The sequence below is a fragment of the Spirochaeta dissipatitropha genome, assembly GCF_054657935.1.
Genome location: NZ_BAAHXT010000002.1, coordinates 137,247 through 155,946 on the forward strand (window position 1 = coordinate 137,247; position 18,700 = coordinate 155,946).

General features: G+C 47.5%; 19 protein-coding genes. 9 read left to right on the forward strand and 10 right to left on the reverse strand.

The genetic code is table 11. The features are described from left to right. Window positions 1–40 precede the first annotated feature (40 nt). Window positions 41–1,711, forward strand: a complete 1,671-nt coding sequence (locus ACYQ2L_RS02500) for a methyl-accepting chemotaxis protein (protein ID WP_460050707.1) — start codon at window positions 41–43, stop codon at window positions 1,709–1,711. A gap of 8 nt (window positions 1,712–1,719) precedes the next feature. On the opposite strand, the gene ACYQ2L_RS02505 is transcribed toward ACYQ2L_RS02500, so the two are convergent. After that, window positions 1,720–2,868, reverse strand: a complete 1,149-nt coding sequence (locus tag ACYQ2L_RS02505) for a histidine kinase dimerization/phosphoacceptor domain -containing protein (RefSeq protein WP_460050708.1) — start codon at window positions 2,866–2,868, stop codon at window positions 1,720–1,722. Between the two features lie 106 nt (window positions 2,869–2,974). Beyond that, complete coding sequence (locus tag ACYQ2L_RS02510) at window positions 2,975–3,787, reverse strand: Cof-type HAD-IIB family hydrolase (protein WP_460050709.1); 813 nt, start codon at window positions 3,785–3,787, stop codon at window positions 2,975–2,977. A 116-nt stretch (window positions 3,788–3,903) separates the two neighbouring features. Between ACYQ2L_RS02510 and ACYQ2L_RS02515 the strand changes: the two genes are divergently transcribed. Next, entirely contained in the window at window positions 3,904–5,532 is a 1,629-nt protein-coding gene (locus ACYQ2L_RS02515; RefSeq protein WP_460050710.1) for a methyl-accepting chemotaxis protein, read from the forward strand. Here ACYQ2L_RS02515 and ACYQ2L_RS02520 read toward each other — a convergent pair. The 8 genes from ACYQ2L_RS02520 to ACYQ2L_RS02555 all read right to left on the reverse strand — a co-directional run bounded on the left by ACYQ2L_RS02520 (window position 5,519) and on the right by ACYQ2L_RS02555 (window position 13,410). Beyond that, the gene (locus tag ACYQ2L_RS02520) at window positions 5,519–5,953 is read right to left on the reverse strand and encodes a (deoxy)nucleoside triphosphate pyrophosphohydrolase (protein WP_460050712.1); all 435 of its coding nucleotides are present in this window, start codon (window positions 5,951–5,953) and stop codon (window positions 5,519–5,521) included. The two genes, ACYQ2L_RS02515 and ACYQ2L_RS02520, sit on opposite strands and share 14 nt — an antisense overlap. 27 nt (window positions 5,954–5,980) lie before the next feature. After that, window positions 5,981–7,084 (reverse strand): GMP reductase, encoded by a 1,104-nt coding sequence (locus tag ACYQ2L_RS02525; RefSeq protein ID WP_460050715.1) that lies wholly within the window; start codon window positions 7,082–7,084, stop codon window positions 5,981–5,983. A gap of 75 nt (window positions 7,085–7,159) precedes the next feature. Further along, a complete protein-coding gene (locus ACYQ2L_RS02530; protein ID WP_460050717.1) occupies window positions 7,160–9,745 on the reverse strand; it encodes a TonB-dependent receptor in 2,586 nt (861 codons plus the stop codon). Further along, a complete protein-coding gene (locus ACYQ2L_RS02535; RefSeq protein ID WP_460050719.1) occupies window positions 9,742–11,172 on the reverse strand; it encodes an outer membrane protein assembly factor BamB family protein in 1,431 nt (476 codons plus the stop codon). The genes ACYQ2L_RS02530 and ACYQ2L_RS02535 overlap by 4 nt, the downstream gene beginning before the upstream one ends. Before the next feature lie 43 nt (window positions 11,173–11,215). Then, entirely contained in the window at window positions 11,216–11,980 is a 765-nt protein-coding gene (locus ACYQ2L_RS02540) for an energy transducer TonB (protein ID WP_460050721.1), read from the reverse strand. Then, complete coding sequence (locus ACYQ2L_RS02545) at window positions 11,977–12,396, reverse strand: ExbD/TolR family protein (RefSeq protein ID WP_460050723.1); 420 nt, start codon at window positions 12,394–12,396, stop codon at window positions 11,977–11,979. Before ACYQ2L_RS02545 ends, ACYQ2L_RS02540 begins: the two co-directional genes overlap by 4 nt. Then, entirely contained in the window at window positions 12,393–12,860 is a 468-nt protein-coding gene (locus tag ACYQ2L_RS02550) for an ExbD/TolR family protein (RefSeq protein ID WP_460050725.1), read from the reverse strand. Before ACYQ2L_RS02550 ends, ACYQ2L_RS02545 begins: the two co-directional genes overlap by 4 nt. Window positions 12,861–12,864: 4 nt before the next feature. Then, window positions 12,865–13,410 carry a MotA/TolQ/ExbB proton channel family protein gene (locus ACYQ2L_RS02555; protein WP_460050727.1) on the reverse strand — a complete coding sequence of 182 codons (546 nt, stop codon included), beginning with the start codon at window positions 13,408–13,410 and terminating at the stop codon, window positions 12,865–12,867. 154 nt (window positions 13,411–13,564) lie between these two features. Here ACYQ2L_RS02555 and ACYQ2L_RS02560 point away from each other — a divergent pair, with 154 nt between their 5' ends. From ACYQ2L_RS02560 to amrA, 7 genes are all read left to right on the forward strand, one after another. Beyond that, entirely contained in the window at window positions 13,565–14,425 is an 861-nt protein-coding gene (locus tag ACYQ2L_RS02560) for an ATP-binding cassette domain-containing protein (protein WP_460050729.1), read from the forward strand. Next, window positions 14,422–15,231, forward strand: a complete 810-nt coding sequence (locus ACYQ2L_RS02565) for a hypothetical protein (RefSeq protein WP_460050731.1) — start codon at window positions 14,422–14,424, stop codon at window positions 15,229–15,231. The genes ACYQ2L_RS02560 and ACYQ2L_RS02565 overlap by 4 nt, the downstream gene beginning before the upstream one ends. Further along, a complete protein-coding gene (locus ACYQ2L_RS02570; RefSeq protein ID WP_460050733.1) occupies window positions 15,218–15,589 on the forward strand; it encodes a GntR family transcriptional regulator in 372 nt (123 codons plus the stop codon). Before ACYQ2L_RS02565 ends, ACYQ2L_RS02570 begins: the two co-directional genes overlap by 14 nt. A gap of 154 nt (window positions 15,590–15,743) precedes the next feature. Further along, entirely contained in the window at window positions 15,744–16,193 is a 450-nt protein-coding gene (locus ACYQ2L_RS02575) for a PTS sugar transporter subunit IIA (protein ID WP_460050735.1), read from the forward strand. Between the two features lie 75 nt (window positions 16,194–16,268). Then, window positions 16,269–17,264, forward strand: coding sequence for an AmmeMemoRadiSam system radical SAM enzyme (amrS, locus tag ACYQ2L_RS02580; protein ID WP_460050737.1), 996 nt, complete (start codon window positions 16,269–16,271; stop codon window positions 17,262–17,264). Further along, entirely contained in the window at window positions 17,257–18,090 is an 834-nt protein-coding gene (gene amrB / locus ACYQ2L_RS02585) for an AmmeMemoRadiSam system protein B (RefSeq protein WP_460050739.1), read from the forward strand. The genes amrS and amrB overlap by 8 nt, the downstream gene beginning before the upstream one ends. Before the next feature lies 1 nt (window position 18,091). Then, window positions 18,092–18,697: an AmmeMemoRadiSam system protein A gene (gene amrA, locus ACYQ2L_RS02590; RefSeq protein ID WP_460050740.1), complete on the forward strand. Its 606-nt coding sequence runs from the start codon at window positions 18,092–18,094 to the stop codon at window positions 18,695–18,697. Window positions 18,698–18,700: the final 3 nt, after the last annotated feature.

An 18,700-nucleotide genomic window follows, 5' to 3' on the forward strand; every position in this document is an offset into this window, starting at 1 on the left:
ATTCTCAATAATTTAGGATTATTATCAGGAGTTAATGACGATGTTAGACTTTATTACCCTCCCGTACGCAGATGAGCCGGTGAACCGCCGTCTGAAAGCCCCGGCTTTGCTGGGGCTACAGCTGCTCTATGCCGGGGTTTTTATTTTTTCTTTCACCGCGCGTATTATTATAGCTGGCTACATACAACCATGGTTTGCAGCTGGTGTCGTTGTGCTGTTTTCTGCAGTGCTGCTGCTGCGTTTTGGTAAACTTGATCTTGCAGTCTGGATAACAATTATTACGGTATACCTTGTAGAGCTGATAGCCCTGTATTTTCAGTTGCAGAGCGGAAATGCTCAGGTAGCTATTGCAGTATTGTCAGCAGCGGGAATTATTCTCAGTGCTTCCATGCTTTTTGACAGTTACCGCATTTTTGGAGCGATTCTTATTCTTCTGGCAGTTCAGGTTATTGTCTCGGTGGTATTCGGGTTTTCCGAACTATCTGCGGCTGGACTGGCAGATGCGGCGAGTTCGGCGACATCTGTAGATGGAGTATCCTCAGCGACTGACTGGGAAAGCAGGGTAATGACTGATCATACATCAGCTGTGCTGTATTTCTTAGCGGTGGTCATACAGGCCGGGCTGCTCTACTGGAAAAACCAGCATACCCTGAAACTTGTGGATCAGGAGCGTTTGAAGGCCAAGCGTCAACATGATGCTGCTGAAAAGCTCGTTATTGCTGCCGGGGAGCAGTTTAAACTGCATTCAGGTCTGGATCAGGCAGGTACACAGGCAACCGATTATCTGTCGAATATCCTTGATGCAATCCATGATATCGGAAAGCGTATGCAGCATTTACGCGCAAATGCAGATAAAACCAGTTTGGTTATCAGTAACACTGGAGAGAATTTCCTGAAACTAACTGCTGCAGCACAGAATCAGATGAGTCATGTCACTGAATCCAGTGCAGCAATCGAAGAGATGGCGGCTTCCATTTCTAATGTCAGTACGGTCGTGGATCAGCGGCAGAAGAATGCTCAACACCTCATGGAAACATCGGTTGCCGGTAGTGAGAACCTTAGCAAGGCTGCGGAGGCCAGCAAGGACGTACTGAATAATATAAGCAAGATTGATGATATGATCGCTGTCATATCCGGGGTAGCAAGTCAGACAAATCTACTGGCAATGAATGCAGCAATCGAAGCGGCTCATGCTGGTGAGGCGGGGCGCGGCTTTGCGGTTGTTGCTGATGAAATCCGCAAGCTTGCCGAATCAAGTGCTGGCAGTGCCAGACAGATCAAGCAGAATCTTCAGGGACTTATTCATAGCATTGAGAACTCGAATACAACGATTCTCGAATCATCAGAGAGCTTCGGTCAGATCAATGAGGATGTACGCGAGGTGTTGAATGGTCTCAAGGAGGTCAGTCTCAGTACTCATGAGCTCAATGCCGGAAGTCGGGAAATTCTGCAGAGTATTGAAATACTGAACAGCCAGACCCAGGAACTCAGCTCGGTTCTGCAGCATGCTTCACAGGATCAGGAACAGATGCAGCAGGTCAGCTCTCAAACTGAAGCTGCCGTGCAATCCGTGGAGGAAGGAACCACTGCAATCGAAAACCGTGTCAACAGTATTGCCATTGCAATCAATCAAATCCGGGAGATAGCCGTCGCACTGGAAGAACATGGAACTGCCCTGGAGAATGCGATGGAGGATGTCAACCAGGAATAGCTATTCCCTTATACCGAATCCTGGACGGGAAAGGTGATAGTATATGCGGTTGTCGGGGTTTTTCTGAGCTGCATGCTGCCTTTTATCTGGTTGACCAGAGCTCTTATGAGTACAAGGGCGGTGCTGTCGTTGATAGTTTCTGAAAACGGGGCTCCGGAGTTGCTTGCTTTGAGTACTAATTGCCGGTTCACTTCATCAGTTATTGATTCGGATCCCGGATCGCGGGTGTCTGTGTCGACATCGTGTCCGTGACTGAGACTGAGACTGAATCGGGAAGGACTCTCCGGACAGAATCCGTATTTAATTGCATTAATGGCGATTTCATTTACAATCAGTCCGAGGTTGAGCAGCAGCTTGGACTCGATTTCGATATCCGCAATATCAAGCTCAAGCTCTACCTGGTAGGGACTCAGAGTCGGGAAAATGCTCTCAAGCAGATCTGTCAGATATTCACGGATGGACAGGCTGCTGGCGCTGTCGGTATGATACAGTTTATCGTGGACAAGCCCGATCGCATGTATTCTTCCTTGCAGATCTGAAAGATCCTGATCCGCGTCCATTTCCTTGAGGCTGATAAGCGAAGAAATAAGGCTCAGGTTGTTTTTGACCCGATGGTTGAGTTCCCTCATATAGAAGTCTTTCTTTTCAAGAGCAGCTTCCAGTTCGGCAGTTTTTTCTCTGACCAGACCCTGAAGCTCGGTATTTCTTTTTTCCAGTGCTTTCAGAGGATAGGACTCATCAGTATGATCTTCAGCAGGCATAGATATGTGATTATGCTGTAGAAGCCAGGCTTTATCCTGCCTCACAAAGAGCAAAGTGCTGCGCATGTCGTTCATCTGCAGCGTTTGTTCTCCTATTCTGGTACTTATATCAAACACAGCGATTGCCAGACCGGTGGTCTTCGAGGGGAAACTGATGTCCAGTTCCTTTATTGCATAATGCACCGGGTTCGGTGCCTGGGAAAAATCCCGGCTGTAGATCTCTATACTCCGGGGATAACTTAAGGCTATTTCATCTGAAGCGGTGCCGATGCCATTCATTTCCGGGCTGAGAAGCGGCAGCATACCTTCAAAGTCCCTGTTCAGAAAATAGGTGTCGAGGTATTTGATGACAGCTGTCCGGAGTTCCGCATGTCGGGCCTTGGTATCTGTTCCCATTATTATCTCTTATGATTTCCATTCTAATACCTTTTACCCATATGTCAAATTTATAAGCTGCTATTGCTGGGATAGGATGTCCTTCACCGAGAGTTGTTTCGTACACTTACAGTAGACCAAGCTTTTTAATAATCTCCGTGACTATTGCCTGATTGTGGTCTGAATCAAGTACAATGTCTGCAATAGCCTTGATTTCCGGGCGTGCATTGGCAACAGCAATTCCAGTTCCGGCTGCTTCAATCATTTCACGGTCATTGCTGCTGTCTCCGACTGCTATTGCTGCTGACATTTCTATGCCAAGCATGTGGCAAAGCTTTCTGAGACCTGCTCCCTTATTTACTTCGGGGTGAACTATCTCCAGATAGTCAGGCTTGGAGAACACCATATGGAATTCACCATTGTCTGCAAATTGCTGTAGTTGTTGCTGTATCGGGAGCAGATCGTTGTGAGGTGCATTCATTAACAGTTTCAGGCTGCCGCTGCGGATTACTGCTCCGAGGTCCGCTACTATTTCCAGAGGCATTCCGACTGACTGGCTGTATGCTCTGGCCCGTGCATCGTCTCTCTCGGTATAAAATCTTTTGCCCTGGTATGCCTGCAGGAGTATTCCGCATCTGCGGGCAGTATCCAGAATCCTCAATCCGGCAGATTCCGGAACGGGCATGCTGCTCAGTTCTTCCGCATCAGAAACTGAAACTATAGCTGCACCATTAAAGCCGATAATGTATTCATCTGCAGTATCCGCAAAAAGCTCTCTGGCTATGCCCAGCAGGCTGATTGAAGGTCGTCCGGAACAGAGGACTATCTTTATTCCGAGCTTATGAAGCTCAAGTAATGCATACCTGTTTTCCGGGCTGATTATGCGATTGCTGTCAAGTAAGGTGTCATCCATATCAAAGGCAATAAGTTGGTAGTTCATGTGGGACAGAATAACATAATCCTGCTGCGGAGTCATGACGGGACAGTTTTTTGTGAGCCTGCCTGTTGATTGCAGGAATCCAATAGCTTAGACTTCATCAATAGAAGGATTCGATTGTGCTCATAGATTTTTTCCTTAAAAAATACCCGGCAAGTGACCGGCTTCTTAGGCAGAAGGCACGTTATTACACTGTGTTTAATTTCGCGATAATGGGCATGCTCCTGCTTCTGGTTTTTTTCTACAGCATTGCTAACCGAGGTGCACTGCTTCGTGTTTCCATAATTGCTGCTGTGCTGATTTTACTGATTTCCATATCTCTCTTTATGCTGAGGCAGGGGTTCCTGGAGAGTTCTGCGATTACCTTCCTGATATGTACTACTGCTCTGGTGACTCTGGCGAGGTTTTCCAAGATCTGGCAAGGTATAGCCTACACCGGCTTCTCGGCGGAGATGTACTACTACTTTTTCCTGATTGTTCTGTCTGCAATGTTTACCAGCCGGGTATTTCTGAGCCTGATAGCCCTGTTTGCCCTTGTCAGCAATGTTGTTTTCTATGTTATGGCTGCCCCGCAGTTGAGCGGTCAGGCCCTTGAAGCTGCGGTTGCCGGTGTCTCTAACAGTACGCCCACGATTTTTCTTGTATATGTGGTGAGTATGATGTACAGCTCGGTTACCAAACAGGCCAGAGAACGCAGTTATGCTGATCTCGAGAAGAACAAACGCCGTTATCAGCGTGTGTCAGAGCTTGTTACCTCCTCGAAAGACAGTATATCAATCGGAGAAGACCTCTCGGATTCTGCCGGGAGGTCACAAGGATTGGCGAGGGATATCGATCACGGACTGGATGAAATTCGTGTCCACCTCGATGCTTTCAGTGGTATCGTGCATGATACCAACGCTTCGAATCAGACCGTATTGCAGGCAAGCCGAAGAATGTCCCGGGATCTACAGGCTTACCACGAGCAGATACAGACAACCTCTGCTGCTGTTGAAGAAATGTCTGCCAGTATCAGGAGCCTTACTGAGGTATCAACCACCCGTCGTTCATCAGTAGATAGTTTAATGAAGAGCGCCCGGCAGGGTGGCGAAAGTCTGGGAGCGGTCACCGAGCTGATCTCCTCTGTAAATCGACGTGCTGAAAGTATTCTTGAGATTATTACAGTTATCGAGAATATTTCTTCCCAGACGGATCTGTTATCCATGAATGCTGCAATAGAGGCTGCTCATGCAGGTGAAGCAGGCAAAGGATTTGCAGTCGTTGCCGAGGAAATCCGGAAGCTTGCCGAACAGACAAGGGAGAATCTGGTTACGATACATGCAACTCTTGAAGAGAACAGCAGCGAGGTAGAGCAGGCTTCACAGCGCAGTACTGAAACCTTGCGGATTTTTGAGAATACTGTACATGAAGTTGGGGCTGTAAAGGAGGCAATCGAGGAAATCCTTGCCGGTTTGAAGGAATTGAGCGTGGGCACCAACGATATGACCTCACACACAGCAGCAACACTGCAGATGTATGAATCCTTTGCAGGGGCGGCAGGTCAAACCGAAGCAGAAATGAACTCTGTCGGAGATCAGATATCCAGGGTCGAAGAGTACAGCAAGGAAATCCTTATAAAACTGGAGTCCTTGAAGACGGACACGGAGCATATCCTTACTGAAACTGATCGTGTTCAATCGATTGGCAGACAGAACATTGAGCGGATCGGAAAGCTGTTTTCAGAGCTGATGGAGATCAGGGTTTCATAATAGATCCTGCAGAAATTCCTGCAGTTTCCTCATGTATAAGTCTTTCAACTACAGGCAGATCGGCACTTGCCCAATCCAGTTTTTTCATTTCATATGGAGAAAGCCACTGTGCATCCTTGTGCTCATGTAAACGGATGTCTTCGACCTTACAGCCGGACAGGTGTGCCATATAAACATACATACGCAGATTATATGTCGGATAGCTGTGTTCGACTGTCAGGAGATGCAGACCAGGTGTAATCCTGATAGCCAGTTCTTCCTTGAATTCACGTACAAGAGTCTCGCTATGCAGTTCACCGGTTTCTACTTTGCCTCCGGGGAACTCCCATTTCATTGCTTCCTCTCCTGATTCAGCACGCTGGGCACAGAAGAATGTGCCCTTATGCTCTAAAACAGCTGCCGCCACTTCGATTGTTTTCATATAAAGTACCTGATACTTACGGTCTTTTTATTGTGCGAACAAAGTGTTGTATTGATTGCTGACCCGAACAAATGTAGTGCATTTCGGAAGATCCTTGATTGTTCTGGCCCCGATGTAGGTGCATGCAGAGCGAAGGCCTCCAGTAAGATCGATGATTGTCGCTTCAATAGGTCCGCGGTAGGGAATTTTGACCTCCCGGCCTTCTGAAGAGCGATAATCTTTCAGACCGCCGGCATACTTTTCGTTAGCCTTCCTGGATGACATACCATAAAAAGTCTTGAAACGCTTTGTTATGTATTGAGGCCCGAGTACATTTCCATTGCTGTCAACTTCCATTCTGCTCGTCATGTGAACCTCCTCAATAATTTCTCCTCCAGATTCATCATGGCCGGCGAACAGGCCTCCAATCATAACAAAGTCAGCACCGCCTCCAAAAGCCTTTGCTACATCTCCCGGGCACGTACATCCGCCATCGCCGATTATGTGTCCATCCAGTCCATGCGCAACATTGGCACAGTCTATAATGGCTGACAACTGGCTCATTCCAACTCCGGTCTGGATTCTTGTGGTGCAGGCGCTGCCTGGACCAATTCCAACCTTGACGATGTCAGCTCCGGATAAAATCAGCTCCTGCGTCATATCGCCCGAAACGACATTACCGGCTATAAGAATAATTTCGGGGAATTCATTGCGGATTTCCCGGACGAAATCAGAGAAAAACTCACTGTAGCCGTTAGCCACGTCTATACATAGAAATTTGAACCCGACTCCCAGACTGAATAATTTTCTGATTTGTTCCAGATCCTTTTCCGATGTTCCCATTGATGGTATTACATACTCTGCCAGCTGCGTCCGGTCCTTCCCTGCAATAAAATCCTTCCATTCAGCTATGGAGTAGTGCTTGTGAATGGTAGTCAGCATTTTGTACTGCATGAATTTATCGGCAATTTCGAAAGTTCCGGTAGTATCCATATTTGCTGCCATTACCGGAATACCTTCCCAGGTATGCGGGGAATGACGGAATTTGATCTTTCTGTTCAGATCTACCTCGGATCTGCTCTTGAGTGTAGACCTCATCGGTTTGAACAGGACATCCTTGAAATCGAGCTTTGTTCCTTCTTCAATCAGCATTCTACCTCTCCTTCAAACAGGTTTCTAATACAGGTTTGTATTATAGCACTTCAAGTATTTCAAAGGTAGGGTTTGCTAAAATCTTATGCGAAGTCCCAGGTCTATCCTCATAGACGGGAAATCTGCCCATGAAACTATGGACCAGTCGTATTTCCTGTCGAGAGTGTTCCGTTCACGGAATCCTATCGTTCTTCCCGCAGGACTCGAATATCTGGGGAACGAGATTACATTAGCTACGTCCAGATACAGTTCCCAGAATGTCGGTTTCAGAAAAGTCTTTGAAATTTTGAAGTCATAGCCGAATCGCGGCATATAGTCCCTGAGGCTGTTTACACTATCAGGTATCGGTGAGAACGCAATATAGGTTTTTCCTTCTTCCCAACCATCATAAATTCCTATGATCTTGTTTGGGGTTTGGGGAATACCAATATGTACTCGTAAGGTGTTGCCGAACTCCCAGAGTTTACTGGTTATGAAGTAGCCGTACAGTTTTATGGTATGACTGGTGTCACTGTTTGGCACAATCCATTCTGGTGCAGCATCTTTCTGCTTACTTACAAGGTAACGGGTCATTGCCCAACTGTATGATGCATCAAACCCCTTGGTGTCTGAAATAATCCTTCCGGAGAGATTGACTCCGGCAGACCAAAGTTTATGGGCTTCACGGAAACCGGCATCTTCTTCAGAGACACTGCCGGTAAAGAAGTACCCATCTTTGCTTCTGGTAAAGCCCGGGCTGCCGACATGAAAACTCTGAAAATCAAAACCTGACAAGCGGTCTGCATGCAGGCCGTGAAAAGCTGCTGAAAACTGTTGATCAGTTCCCTCGAACAAATATTCAAGTTCAGCAGAAAAGACGCGTGAGGGTTCTGACTGCACATATCGGTCGTCAATGCGATCGGGGATTATCTGCCCCTCAGCTTCACTTTCTGATCCGACATTCATTCCTTGCTGTGATACGAATAGATGACGGGTGAGGTAATCAAATCGATCTGAACGCATGGCAGCTCCGAGATGAAAACTGTGTTGATCCTTCGGGAAATAGTATAAATGCAGCGATGGGCTGAGCCGTATTTGATCAAATATCGTATCAGCCTGTATCGTCTCGTACCAGTCGAGCCGCAGACCAGGTTCAATGTCGAATTTACCAATACTAATGAGCGGATGGAACCAGAAGGCTACTTCACCCGTCTCCAGGCCTTTTTTTGGCGGCACATCCTGAGGCGGCGTGTAATACATTACCTCATCCATGTGACTGTGTCGTTCATACCAACCCAGGAGATATCTGCCTGACAAACCAGTAAAGATTGTTGCGGGACCATAGGTGTATTCGGCCGATAGTGATGCTCCGGCATCGTTTAATGGGTAATTGTAGCTTGTTTCGTAGCGTTCACCTCCGATCCATTTTTCCCAGATTCCTCGACCGGTCCAGCTGAAAATATCATAAAGACTGAATTTCAGGTTCAGATTTTCATTGTGCTTTCTGGTCCATGATGCCAGTATTCCACTTTGCTGGTTTAAATGTCTGAATCCCATGTCCACATAATAAATGGATGAATAATTCACACCTCCGTCGTAGACTTCAAAACCTAATCGTGTGTATCCGCTGGCATTAAGTGCATCAATTTCAATCCGGTTCTGCTCGTTGATTTCATGGTAGAATTTCAACTGTGCATCAATGGTTCCTGGCAGCAGTGTAAAACCGAGAGGCGCTCCGTCTACATCTGCAGGGAGATACCATTGGTATCTGGAGTTCAATACAACGACTAATGGAATAAAGGTGAACTCGAACAGTGATTTGCGGATAGAAAACAGTAGCCCTGTTGTTCCGCTCTCTGAACCCCAATCCAGTATATAACCAGCCGCCAGGCTGGTGAAGTAGAGTTCCTGCTCAAGGGTTTTATACGGCTCCCTCAGCCGCATAGAGCTGAGCAAGCCTGCCCCGGGCCCGATCGATGGATTACGCCCGTTTCCAAACATGTCCATTCCTGCAACAACTCTGGAGGGAACAATAGAATTCAGCATAGCACCTGCAAAGGAATAGTACTGGTAGAACAAGGGCAGCTGCATATTCAGATAATAGGCATTCGCGTAATAAGGCAGCCCTCTGTAGTGGAAGGGATTAATCATGCTGAATACCTGACTGCCCAGAGCATTGTCCAGCTGAAATACAGCGCTGGTATGATCGTTATCAAGCGCCGGTTGTGATGGGACTGTAACGTCAGGCATCCGGTCTACCAGTGCAAAAGGATTATCTCCGGTTGCGGTACTCCTGATCTGACCTTCATCGACGGCACCGCTGCTGCGCACATTGCTCCGCCTAGCTGTTGCCTCGATACTGCCCATGTCAACGGCAAGCGGAGATAGTTCTATTTTGAGCGGACTGGCTGGTATGTTATCCAGTTGCACGTCCATTGTCAGATGTTGGTCTGAAATAATTCGGAGGCTGATCTGACCTTCAATTTCACTGAAGAGTACAAAGCTGCCGTCTTCCTCACTCTCGGTCAGCTCCTCAGTTTCCAGAATAACCACAAGAGCCCAGGCAACCGGCTCTCCGCTTTGAGCATCGACTAGAGAACCGCGTATTTCCAGAGCTTCAAGACCATGGTTTAGACATAGGAAAAAGAAGGAAAAAAACAGAATCCGGCTAAAATGTTTCATTTCTGGTCACCTGGAATTGCTCGACTTGAGGAGATGATAGGTCCGCTGTTATGCTCGTATGCCCGTATAGTGTTGTCCCGGTAACTTATAATGAAATAGTCATCCGTCATCAATCCCGGTGCAATGGTCCCAGGTTGAAGGCGGTGCAGTCGTTCTGCCTGGGGAGGGTCTGGACTGTGGTGGGAGAAAAATGCAGGAAGACGATAGAGGAAATATTCTATGGGATCCAGTGAATCGTAATCTTTTTTCTGACCGATATGAAGCAGGAGATCACCATTTTTTGCTTCATAAGAAGCTATTGTATCATACCAGACGGCTCCGCTCAGTAGCTGTCGGGGAATTGTGAAGAATTGAATGCTCATATCATCCAGTCTATATCTGGTAATGCTGAGATCTCTTTCCATGAATCTGAAGCTCCAGCTGTTGTCAAGAATATTGTCCTGAAATTGTATGTAGTTCTCATGCTGTGTATATGAACCCCAATAGACAGGAAAACTTGTTTCATCATCCGGTAGCTGGTATTCCCTGTCTATTGTATCGAAGTCAATACCATCAGCTCGTAATTCGTAGAGAACCAGGCGTGGATCACCTACCCGTTTGAACCTTTGTGTGTACTCATCGTCGTAATCATTTTCTTCTTCCTCATCCTCAGGCTCTTCTGGTTCCCAATCAGTGACTTCAACCAGAAACCAGGCCTTGCCGTTATATGCAAAGGCATCCGTATAGGTTTTATACCGGGTATACGGTTCGCTTGTTGCTGGCGTGTCATACCAGGCATGGAATTCTGTTTCCAGCCGGTTGATTAGCTGACCATTTTTGTACAGGTGAAGTATTGTCTGGTTCTCACTGATCAAATAGTCAAAGTCCTCGACAGGGATTGCTGATGCAGACAGTTCCCACAAGTCGTCTTCCTCAGGAGTTGGCTTGACAGATTGGTCCATGATCAGGCTGCCATCATTTGCATTGAAGCTGCTGAGTCTGAAATAGATGGAGTTATAACGATATATCGTGTTTCCGACAATATCGATTGGTTGCGAAGGGGTTCGGGCTTCCTGTCCAGGCAGATCAGCGCTTGACCAGAGTTTTCTTGGTTTCGAGCTGCTCGCATCTATTTTTACAACAGCATCTGTAGCAGTATGGACAAATATCTTGTTTCCCTGGACGATTGGTGAGAAGATAACCCGATCACCTATTTCAAACTCCCATTGTATACGGCCGGTTTTCGGTGCAATGCAGAACAGTTGCCCATGAAAGCTGACTGCGAGTATATGATCACCAAATTTCACGGCAGTTGATGTAATTGGGGAATTTGAACGGATTGTCCAGATATTGTCATCCTGCACAGGAGGTGTCAGAGGGCAGGAGTTCAGGATGCCAAGCAGCAATGCAATAGACAATCCTGTAATCGCAGATCTTCTTTTTTTCATAAATCAAAATCCTTTAAAATTAAACCCTGGGCATAACACAGGATCAATCCTGCAGCCTGAAATTAATAGTGAACCTTGCTCGTACAGCAACCGCTCTTTGTCCTACGTATGCCGGTGAGAAGCTGGACTGCATAAGCATGGCAAGCGCAGCCTCATCAAAGCCATGACCTGCGGAACGGATGAATCTATGGGACTCAATACTTCCGCTCTGCGTCAGATCCAGTTCTATTACAACGCTGCCTTCTCTGTTTTGCCGGCGCGCTGCCTCCGGGTACACCAGGTCTGCCCTCTGTATAATCTCGGGCCGGGAATCGACCTGGTAAATCGGAAGAAAGACGGTTCCTCTACTGCCTCCCGCACCATTACTATCTCCTGTTGCGCTATGAACAGCTGCCGCGCTACCTTCGCTAGTGAATCGGTCACCGCTTTCTGTATTTGATGGATCCTGTGTTTGATCCTGATCCTGATCAGGTTTCAGAGCGATTTCCGGCTCAATCTCTGGTTCCGGTTCGGGGTCAGGCTCATTTTCCGGATCTGGTTCTTCGAGTTCTTCAGGTTCCTCATCTATTTCTATAGGAGCTTCCATGTCTGTGGGATCCAGTTCCGGAATTTCTCTGACAGCGGTGTGGCTGGGTGTTGGCTGTGGAATACGAATACTGAGTGCAGCGGTCAAGGGAAAGTCGCTACTGGCAGGTGATTCTGAATTACCGGCAGATCCTGTTCCAGGGAGCATGAAAAGTACTGCGATGTGTAGAAGAACAGCGGCAGCAATGGCTGCCACTCGCGCCGGGCCAGTTTTTTTGCTCATTCCCGCTTGTCCTGCATTGCTGATCCACCAGGTGTTTCAGCGACCAGCACGATCTGTTCGTGACCGGAAGAGGAGATTACGGCAATCAGTTCGTCGACTGTAATCCATGGCAGATTTTTGTCTGCTTCCAGCATTATGATGGTATCGGATCCAGCTGAGTGAAAACGCAGCAGCTGAGGGAGTCGTGAAATAACTGCTGTCTGGTTTTCGATATGAAGCTGAGCATCTGCATCCAGACGTACTCTGAGTGTCTCCGCAAAATCAGACTGCCGGCTGTATGCGAATTCTGGTAGTTCAAGATCAAGCTCTGTATCAATTGATGTAGTTGTAATAAGAAAAATCAGAAGCAGGAAAGCGATGTCGGCCATCGCGGCTGGAGCAAATCCCCGGCGCCTTCGCCGGATTTCAATCTTCATTGTTGACGTTCCTCAACCGGAACTGTTCTGGAATTCATGCCGAGATTTACGGCTCTGCTGTTGTCGGCTGTATTGACAGAAAAAATCTCAACGCCTGCTGAACGCGCTGCCTCCAGACTTTGGAGTATTCTGCCGTAACTGACCTCTGGACCTGCCTGAATAACAGCTGCCTCCGGATTTCGCTTCTGAATTGCATCAGTCACAGATTCCTGTAGATCCCTGAATTGTATATCGATTCCATTCAGTCGGATGTTATCAGAATTATCTGCAATCTCGATCAGCAGAACATCATCAATGCTCAGCTCTCTGGGTTCAGGAGCCTCTTGCGGGCTTCGCAGCAACAGACCTGCATCGCTGATGAACACTGCGCTGATCAGGAAGAATACGATCAGCAGGAATGAGATATCGGTGGTAGCTCCGGAAAAATCCCGCATTCCTGAAGGTTTTCCGATTTTGATTCCCATGTGTCTATTCCATACCTGCTTTAGTGAACTCTTCTGTGATCCTGTGGGCTCTGGCGGTCAGGTAGTAACGGAAGATGTTCTCTGCAAAAAGGCAGCTGATGGCTACCAGCAGGCCGAACCCGGTGGTGATAAGGGCCTCGGATATACCGCCGGCAACCAGATTTACTGAAACCCGTTCGGCTTCAGCAATTGAACTGAAGGAAATAATCATTCCCGAAACTGTTCCCATGAAGCCCATTAGAGGTGCGAGGCTGCCAATGCCACTGAGAAATTCCAGAGGACGCAGTGCCTTGTCAAATTCCAGCTGAGCCTGTTCCTGCGCCAGTTCCATCCGTTTGCCGGATGGATCAGAAAAATCTCTGGACTGCATGTCAATAAAATCGTTATTGTCTGGATTACCTTTTCCAATAAGGAAGGCGATAAATCTTCCACTTCTCCGGTGAAAAACAAGCAGTGAATAACAACTATAGAAGATTATTGAAAATGCGATCAGCGAGCTGACAAGTATAGGCCACATGAATATCCCGCCAGCGTAGAAGAGATGCAGCATATTTCCTCCATTTCGAAACAGAATAGCGCAGGCAAATCAAGAAAACAATTACTTGATGAGCTTTTTGTTAAAAAGGAAATTGCAAAAAGCTCTTGACAATAAACTTGACTGTTACTATAGTTACCTACATCACTAATACACTAAGAGGTTAATTATGCTGCAAATGAAGTCGGTGGATTTCGGATACAGGAAACATGATCTGTTTTCCGGTCTGAATCTGACCCTTGAACCCGGGAACTGCTATGGTTTACTGGGGCTGAACGGTGCGGGAAAGACAAGCTTGTTGAAGCTTGCTGCGGGAGCAGTGCTGCCACAGCAGGGGATCATTGAATTATTCGGAAGGAATCCTGCTAAACGAGAAACGGCACATCTTGAGGATGTGTACTTTGTACCCGAGGATCCGATCGCTCCGGCAATGACATTGAATCAATGGCTCAAGAGGATTGCGGTATTCCGTCCCCGATTTGATCACAGTTATTTTATGGAGCTTGTACAGGATTTCGAGCTTGAAAAAGAACAAAAGGTCTCGCGCTGGTCATATGGTCAGCGAAAGAAGTTTGCTCTTGCTGGAGCACTTGCCTCAGGAGCCAGACTTCTACTTCTTGATGAACCTACAAATGGACTTGATATTCCAGGAAAAGGTCAGCTTCGGCGGGCTCTTTCGGCAGGTCAGGACTCAGATAGAATTACGGTTTTATCAACTCATCAGGTCAGAGATCTTGAGAATCTCATGGATCCACTTATATTTATTCACCAGGGCGTGGCACTTCTTGAGGCAAGTATGGAAGACCTCTCTTCCAGATTGAGCAGTGCCCGTCTTAATTCTCTCGAGGGAAAGGAAATAGTTACGGCGCGAAAGGATGCTCTTGGCTGGGCAGCTCTGATGGCGGAGCAGGGATCATCCCTGGACCTGGAAATGGTATTCGAGGCCGCTGTACATAGTACTGACCGCTTATTACGGGTAATGGCTGGTCAAAAGAATGAAACATTCAAACCTGAGGAGGCCTTGTCATGAGTCGGACTGATTTTTCTGTGGATTTTAATGTGAAGCGTTTGTGCTGGCTGACATATAACAGGGTACTGGCTGATCTTCCGGTTGCGCTGATTACTGCCGGAGTAGTTATAGGCCTCAACCTTGTTTCGCTGATGCTGGTAAAAGAAGTGCCAATTAATACAATTGGTCCTCAAGGTTATCAAGGGATCTCATGGGGAATTGGAATATTTCTTCTCGGGCTGTATTTTGCCGGGCGAGGATTCAGGGATATGCATGGTGCTGAAGGTACTGAATGGATCCTGCTTCCGGCATCCCGGCTGGAGAAATTCATCTCCACCCTGCTGTGGCTTTATATTCTCTGGCCTCTGGCTTCGGCCTCAGCTGCTGTTGGTGGTTCTGCTCTTCTGTATGGTCTGCAGGCAGTTGGTGGTACAGCTGCTGGTAGTATCTGGCTGCCCTTTAACAGGACAGGTCTGCAGCTTCTGTTATCCTGGTGGACCATTATTCCCTTGTTTATTGCCGGCTCAGCAGCATTCCGCAAGCATGCAATTATCAAGACCCTGGGTGTGAGTACACTGGTATTTCTGGGACTTGTAATGATTATTACACCACTATTCAGAATCTTACTTGCAGGACGGGAATTTACCGGAACGTTACAGCTGATCAATGGAAAATTTATAGTATCCGGTAATGATGTACTGAACTCCAGATTAAATATACTGCAGTTATTGCTTGATTTCTGGCGCTTTGTAGCGTTTCCCGGTTGCGCTCTGTTGTTTACATATTTCCGGATATCAGAGAAGGAGGGTGCGGATGCGGTTCAGTAATGACAGGCCGATTTTTACCCAGATCGCAGATATGCTCGAGGATCAGATTGTTTCAGGAATTCTGAGCTGCAGTGAGCGCTTACCTTCGGCCCGGGATCTGGCCACCAGCCTTGGAGTGAATCCAAATACTGCTGCCAGGGCCCTGCAGATTCTTGCTGAACGCGACCTGGCAGAGTCTACACGAGGCACAGGATATTTTGTAGCAGAAAATGCCGGAGAACTCGCACGAAACATCCGGCGAAACAGATTTTTTGAAGAGCTGATGCCGAAGGTGTTCAAGGAGATGGATGATCTGGGAATAACTATAGATGAGCTCGTAAAAAGCTACTCAAAGCAACAGACAGGGAGAATTAAATGAAACGAAGTACGATAACCTTACTTGTATTCGCTGCAGTCAGTTTATGTGTATTTATAGTACTGACGGCTTTGATAATCAGTGCAATTTAGAAAACCCGATAATTAGCCCGGCAACTGATTGACACTTGTGATGATGCTTCGTACTGTTAGCTATTATGAATCTGGCGGATATACTGACCCCGGAACGTGTATGCTTAAACCTGTCCGGAAGTACGAAACAAGAAGTAATCGAGTCACTGGTTGATCTTGCTATGGCTACCGGTGAGGTCAAGGACAGGGACGCTGCCCTGAGCAGCGTCCTGCAGCGGGAAGAGCGGATGTCAACCGGCATGGAACTGGGAGTCGCTATTCCCCATGGAAAGACCGAGGCTGTTGATTCGCTTATTGCATTTCTTGCCTTGAAGCCTGAGGGAATCGATTTTGATGCCCTGGATGGCAGTATATCCAGAATATTTCTTTTTACACTTTCACCCCTTGATCGCCGGGGGCCCCATATTAAATTCCTTACAGAGGTCAGCCGCCTTCTTACAAATGCCGAAATGCGTGAAGCACTGCTCTCTGCCGCTGATCCCCTGGAAGCAGTAAATATTCTTCTCGGCTCTTGATTCCCCATACTCCGTTGTACATTTCGTCTGCATTGCTGGTGTTCTAAGACCTGAGGGTATACAATAGAAGAAGGTATGGAATGCAGCACAACCCTACAGCGTTCAGCAGATAACTCTGATGTGTTATGTCTGGCTTGCGCCCGCCAGTGCCGGATCCCTCAGGGGAGGACTGGGTACTGTGGTGTACGCAAGAATATCGATGGCCGGCTTGTAAGTCTTGCCTACGGACGTCCTTCTGCATTTCATATTGATCCAATCGAAAAGAAGCCGTTTTATCATGTGCTGCCTGGAGAGAAGGTCGCTTCCTTAGGGAGCTGGGGCTGTACAATGCAGTGCAGCTGGTGCCAGAATTCCGACATTGCCAGGCCGAAAAGAGTCGAGGAAAACATCCGTCACAGTAGATATCTGAGCCCCGGAGATTCTGTTGAAAAAGCTCTGCATGAATCAGCTCAGGGGATAGCTTTCACCTACAATGAACCTACGGTCTGGATTGAATATGCACATGATACTGCAGCGGCTGCTGCAGAAGCCGGGTTATACAGTCTCTGGATCTCGAATGCTGGTTTGAGTGTGGATGCCTGGAAATATATTGCACCGAAGATGCTGGCAGCAAATCTGGATCTCAAGGGATTCAGAGAATCGACGTACAGGAAATACACCGGGTTCTCCCTGAACTCGGTGCTGGATTCAATAAAGTATGCTGTAGATCATACAGATATGTGGATAGAGATTACAATTCTGCTGATCCCTGGTCTGAATGATGACAGTATGGAAATTCGCGATCTGTGCCAATGGCTCTCGGGTCTTTCTACTGCTATACCACTGCATTTTTCTGCCTTTCATTCTGCGTATAAAATGCTTGACCGTCCGCGTACACCGGTGGAAACCCTGGTACGTGCACAGGAAATAGCTTTTGAGGAGGGGCATATGTATGTATATCTCGGGAATGTAATACAGAGTGCTGGAAATCGTAAACCTGCTGGATTACCTGGAGAAACAGCGGCCGGAATCTGGAGAGATGCTGAGGGATGCATAGTCCGGGTGACAGAAATGAGGGGCAGAGATGAGTAACCCGGTACGAATCCGCAAGGCAGCAGTCATTGGCAAGTTCTATCCGGCCGATACCAGTGAACTCATGAAGAGTGTGAGAGCTTTTATTCACGATTCAGTTCATAGAGAAAGCAAGCATAGAGAATATCATGCGGTACTGGTTCCGCACGCCGGCCACGTATTCTGCGGCAAGATTGCCGGACTCGGATTTTCGGAAATAGCCAGAATGGAAACACCTGGCCGCCTGCTTTTTATTGGTCCCAGTCACTATGTGCCTTTTCAGGGTATTGCATTAAGTTCCGCTGAATATTTTGAGTTAGCTGCTTTGAGATTCCCGGTTGATACAGATGCAGTGCAGCGCATGCTTGGAAATAATTCTACTGACGGTGGAAATACTCAGCCCTTGATCTCTCTGAGGGACGATGTGCATGAGCCCGAACACAGCCTTGAGGTATTGCTGCCGTTTGCAGCGGCTCTCTGGGAAGGCGTTCCGATTCTCCCGATGATAACAGGGCGAATTGAACCCGAGGTTGCTGCAAAAATTATTGAAAGTGAACTGAGAGATAATGATCTGCTTATAATCAGCAGTGACCTCAGTCATTTTTACCCCGCTGTAGAAGCTGTAGTGCGTGACAGCAGACTTCTTTCTGCGCTTGATCGGGGTGCTCTGGATGAAGTTTCTGCAGAAGAAGCTTGTGGTATGACTGCTTTGCTCACTGCCATGCACATAGCAGCAAAACGGAACTGGCATATCAGCATTACTGGCTATTCACATTCCGGTCTGGTGAGTGGGGATATGTCCCAGGTGGTGGGATACGGGAGCGCAGTTATGTATAGGGAGGTATAATATGGATCCGGAAGAGATAGGACAGGAAACAGCAAAGGTGTTGCTGGAACTGGCGCGGGATGCGCTGGCAGCATCGTGTAATGGAAGAGCAATTGTCGAGCTCGATTCCGAATTTTATGCGGCCTGGGAGCCGTCAGTACAGCTGCACCCACGTCTTCTGAAACGCGGAGCTTCATTTGTTACACTTACCGAATCAGATGGATCTCTGCGCGGATGCATCGGTTCTCTGGCAGCCCAGATCCCTTTATGGCGCGATGTAGCCCAGAATGCAAGATCAGCCGCTATCCGCGATCCCCGTTTTGCACCTGTCCGTGAGGATGAACGTGAATCTCTTAAAATTGAAGTTTCGGTCCTGGGTGAGGACTATGCACTGGAATATGAGACATCAGAGGATCTCAGGGCCAAACTACGTCCTGGTGTTGACGGTGTTGTTTTATCACTTCGAGGCAGGCGGGCTACCTTTCTACCCCAGGTATGGGATCGCTTACCCGGGGTAGATGCATTTATGAACCAGTTGTGCCGTAAAGCCGGTTTGTTTTCTTCTGCCTGGAAACAGGAGCACCCGGAAATCCGCGTCTATCAGGTTCAGAAGATTGGTCCTGCCTGAAAC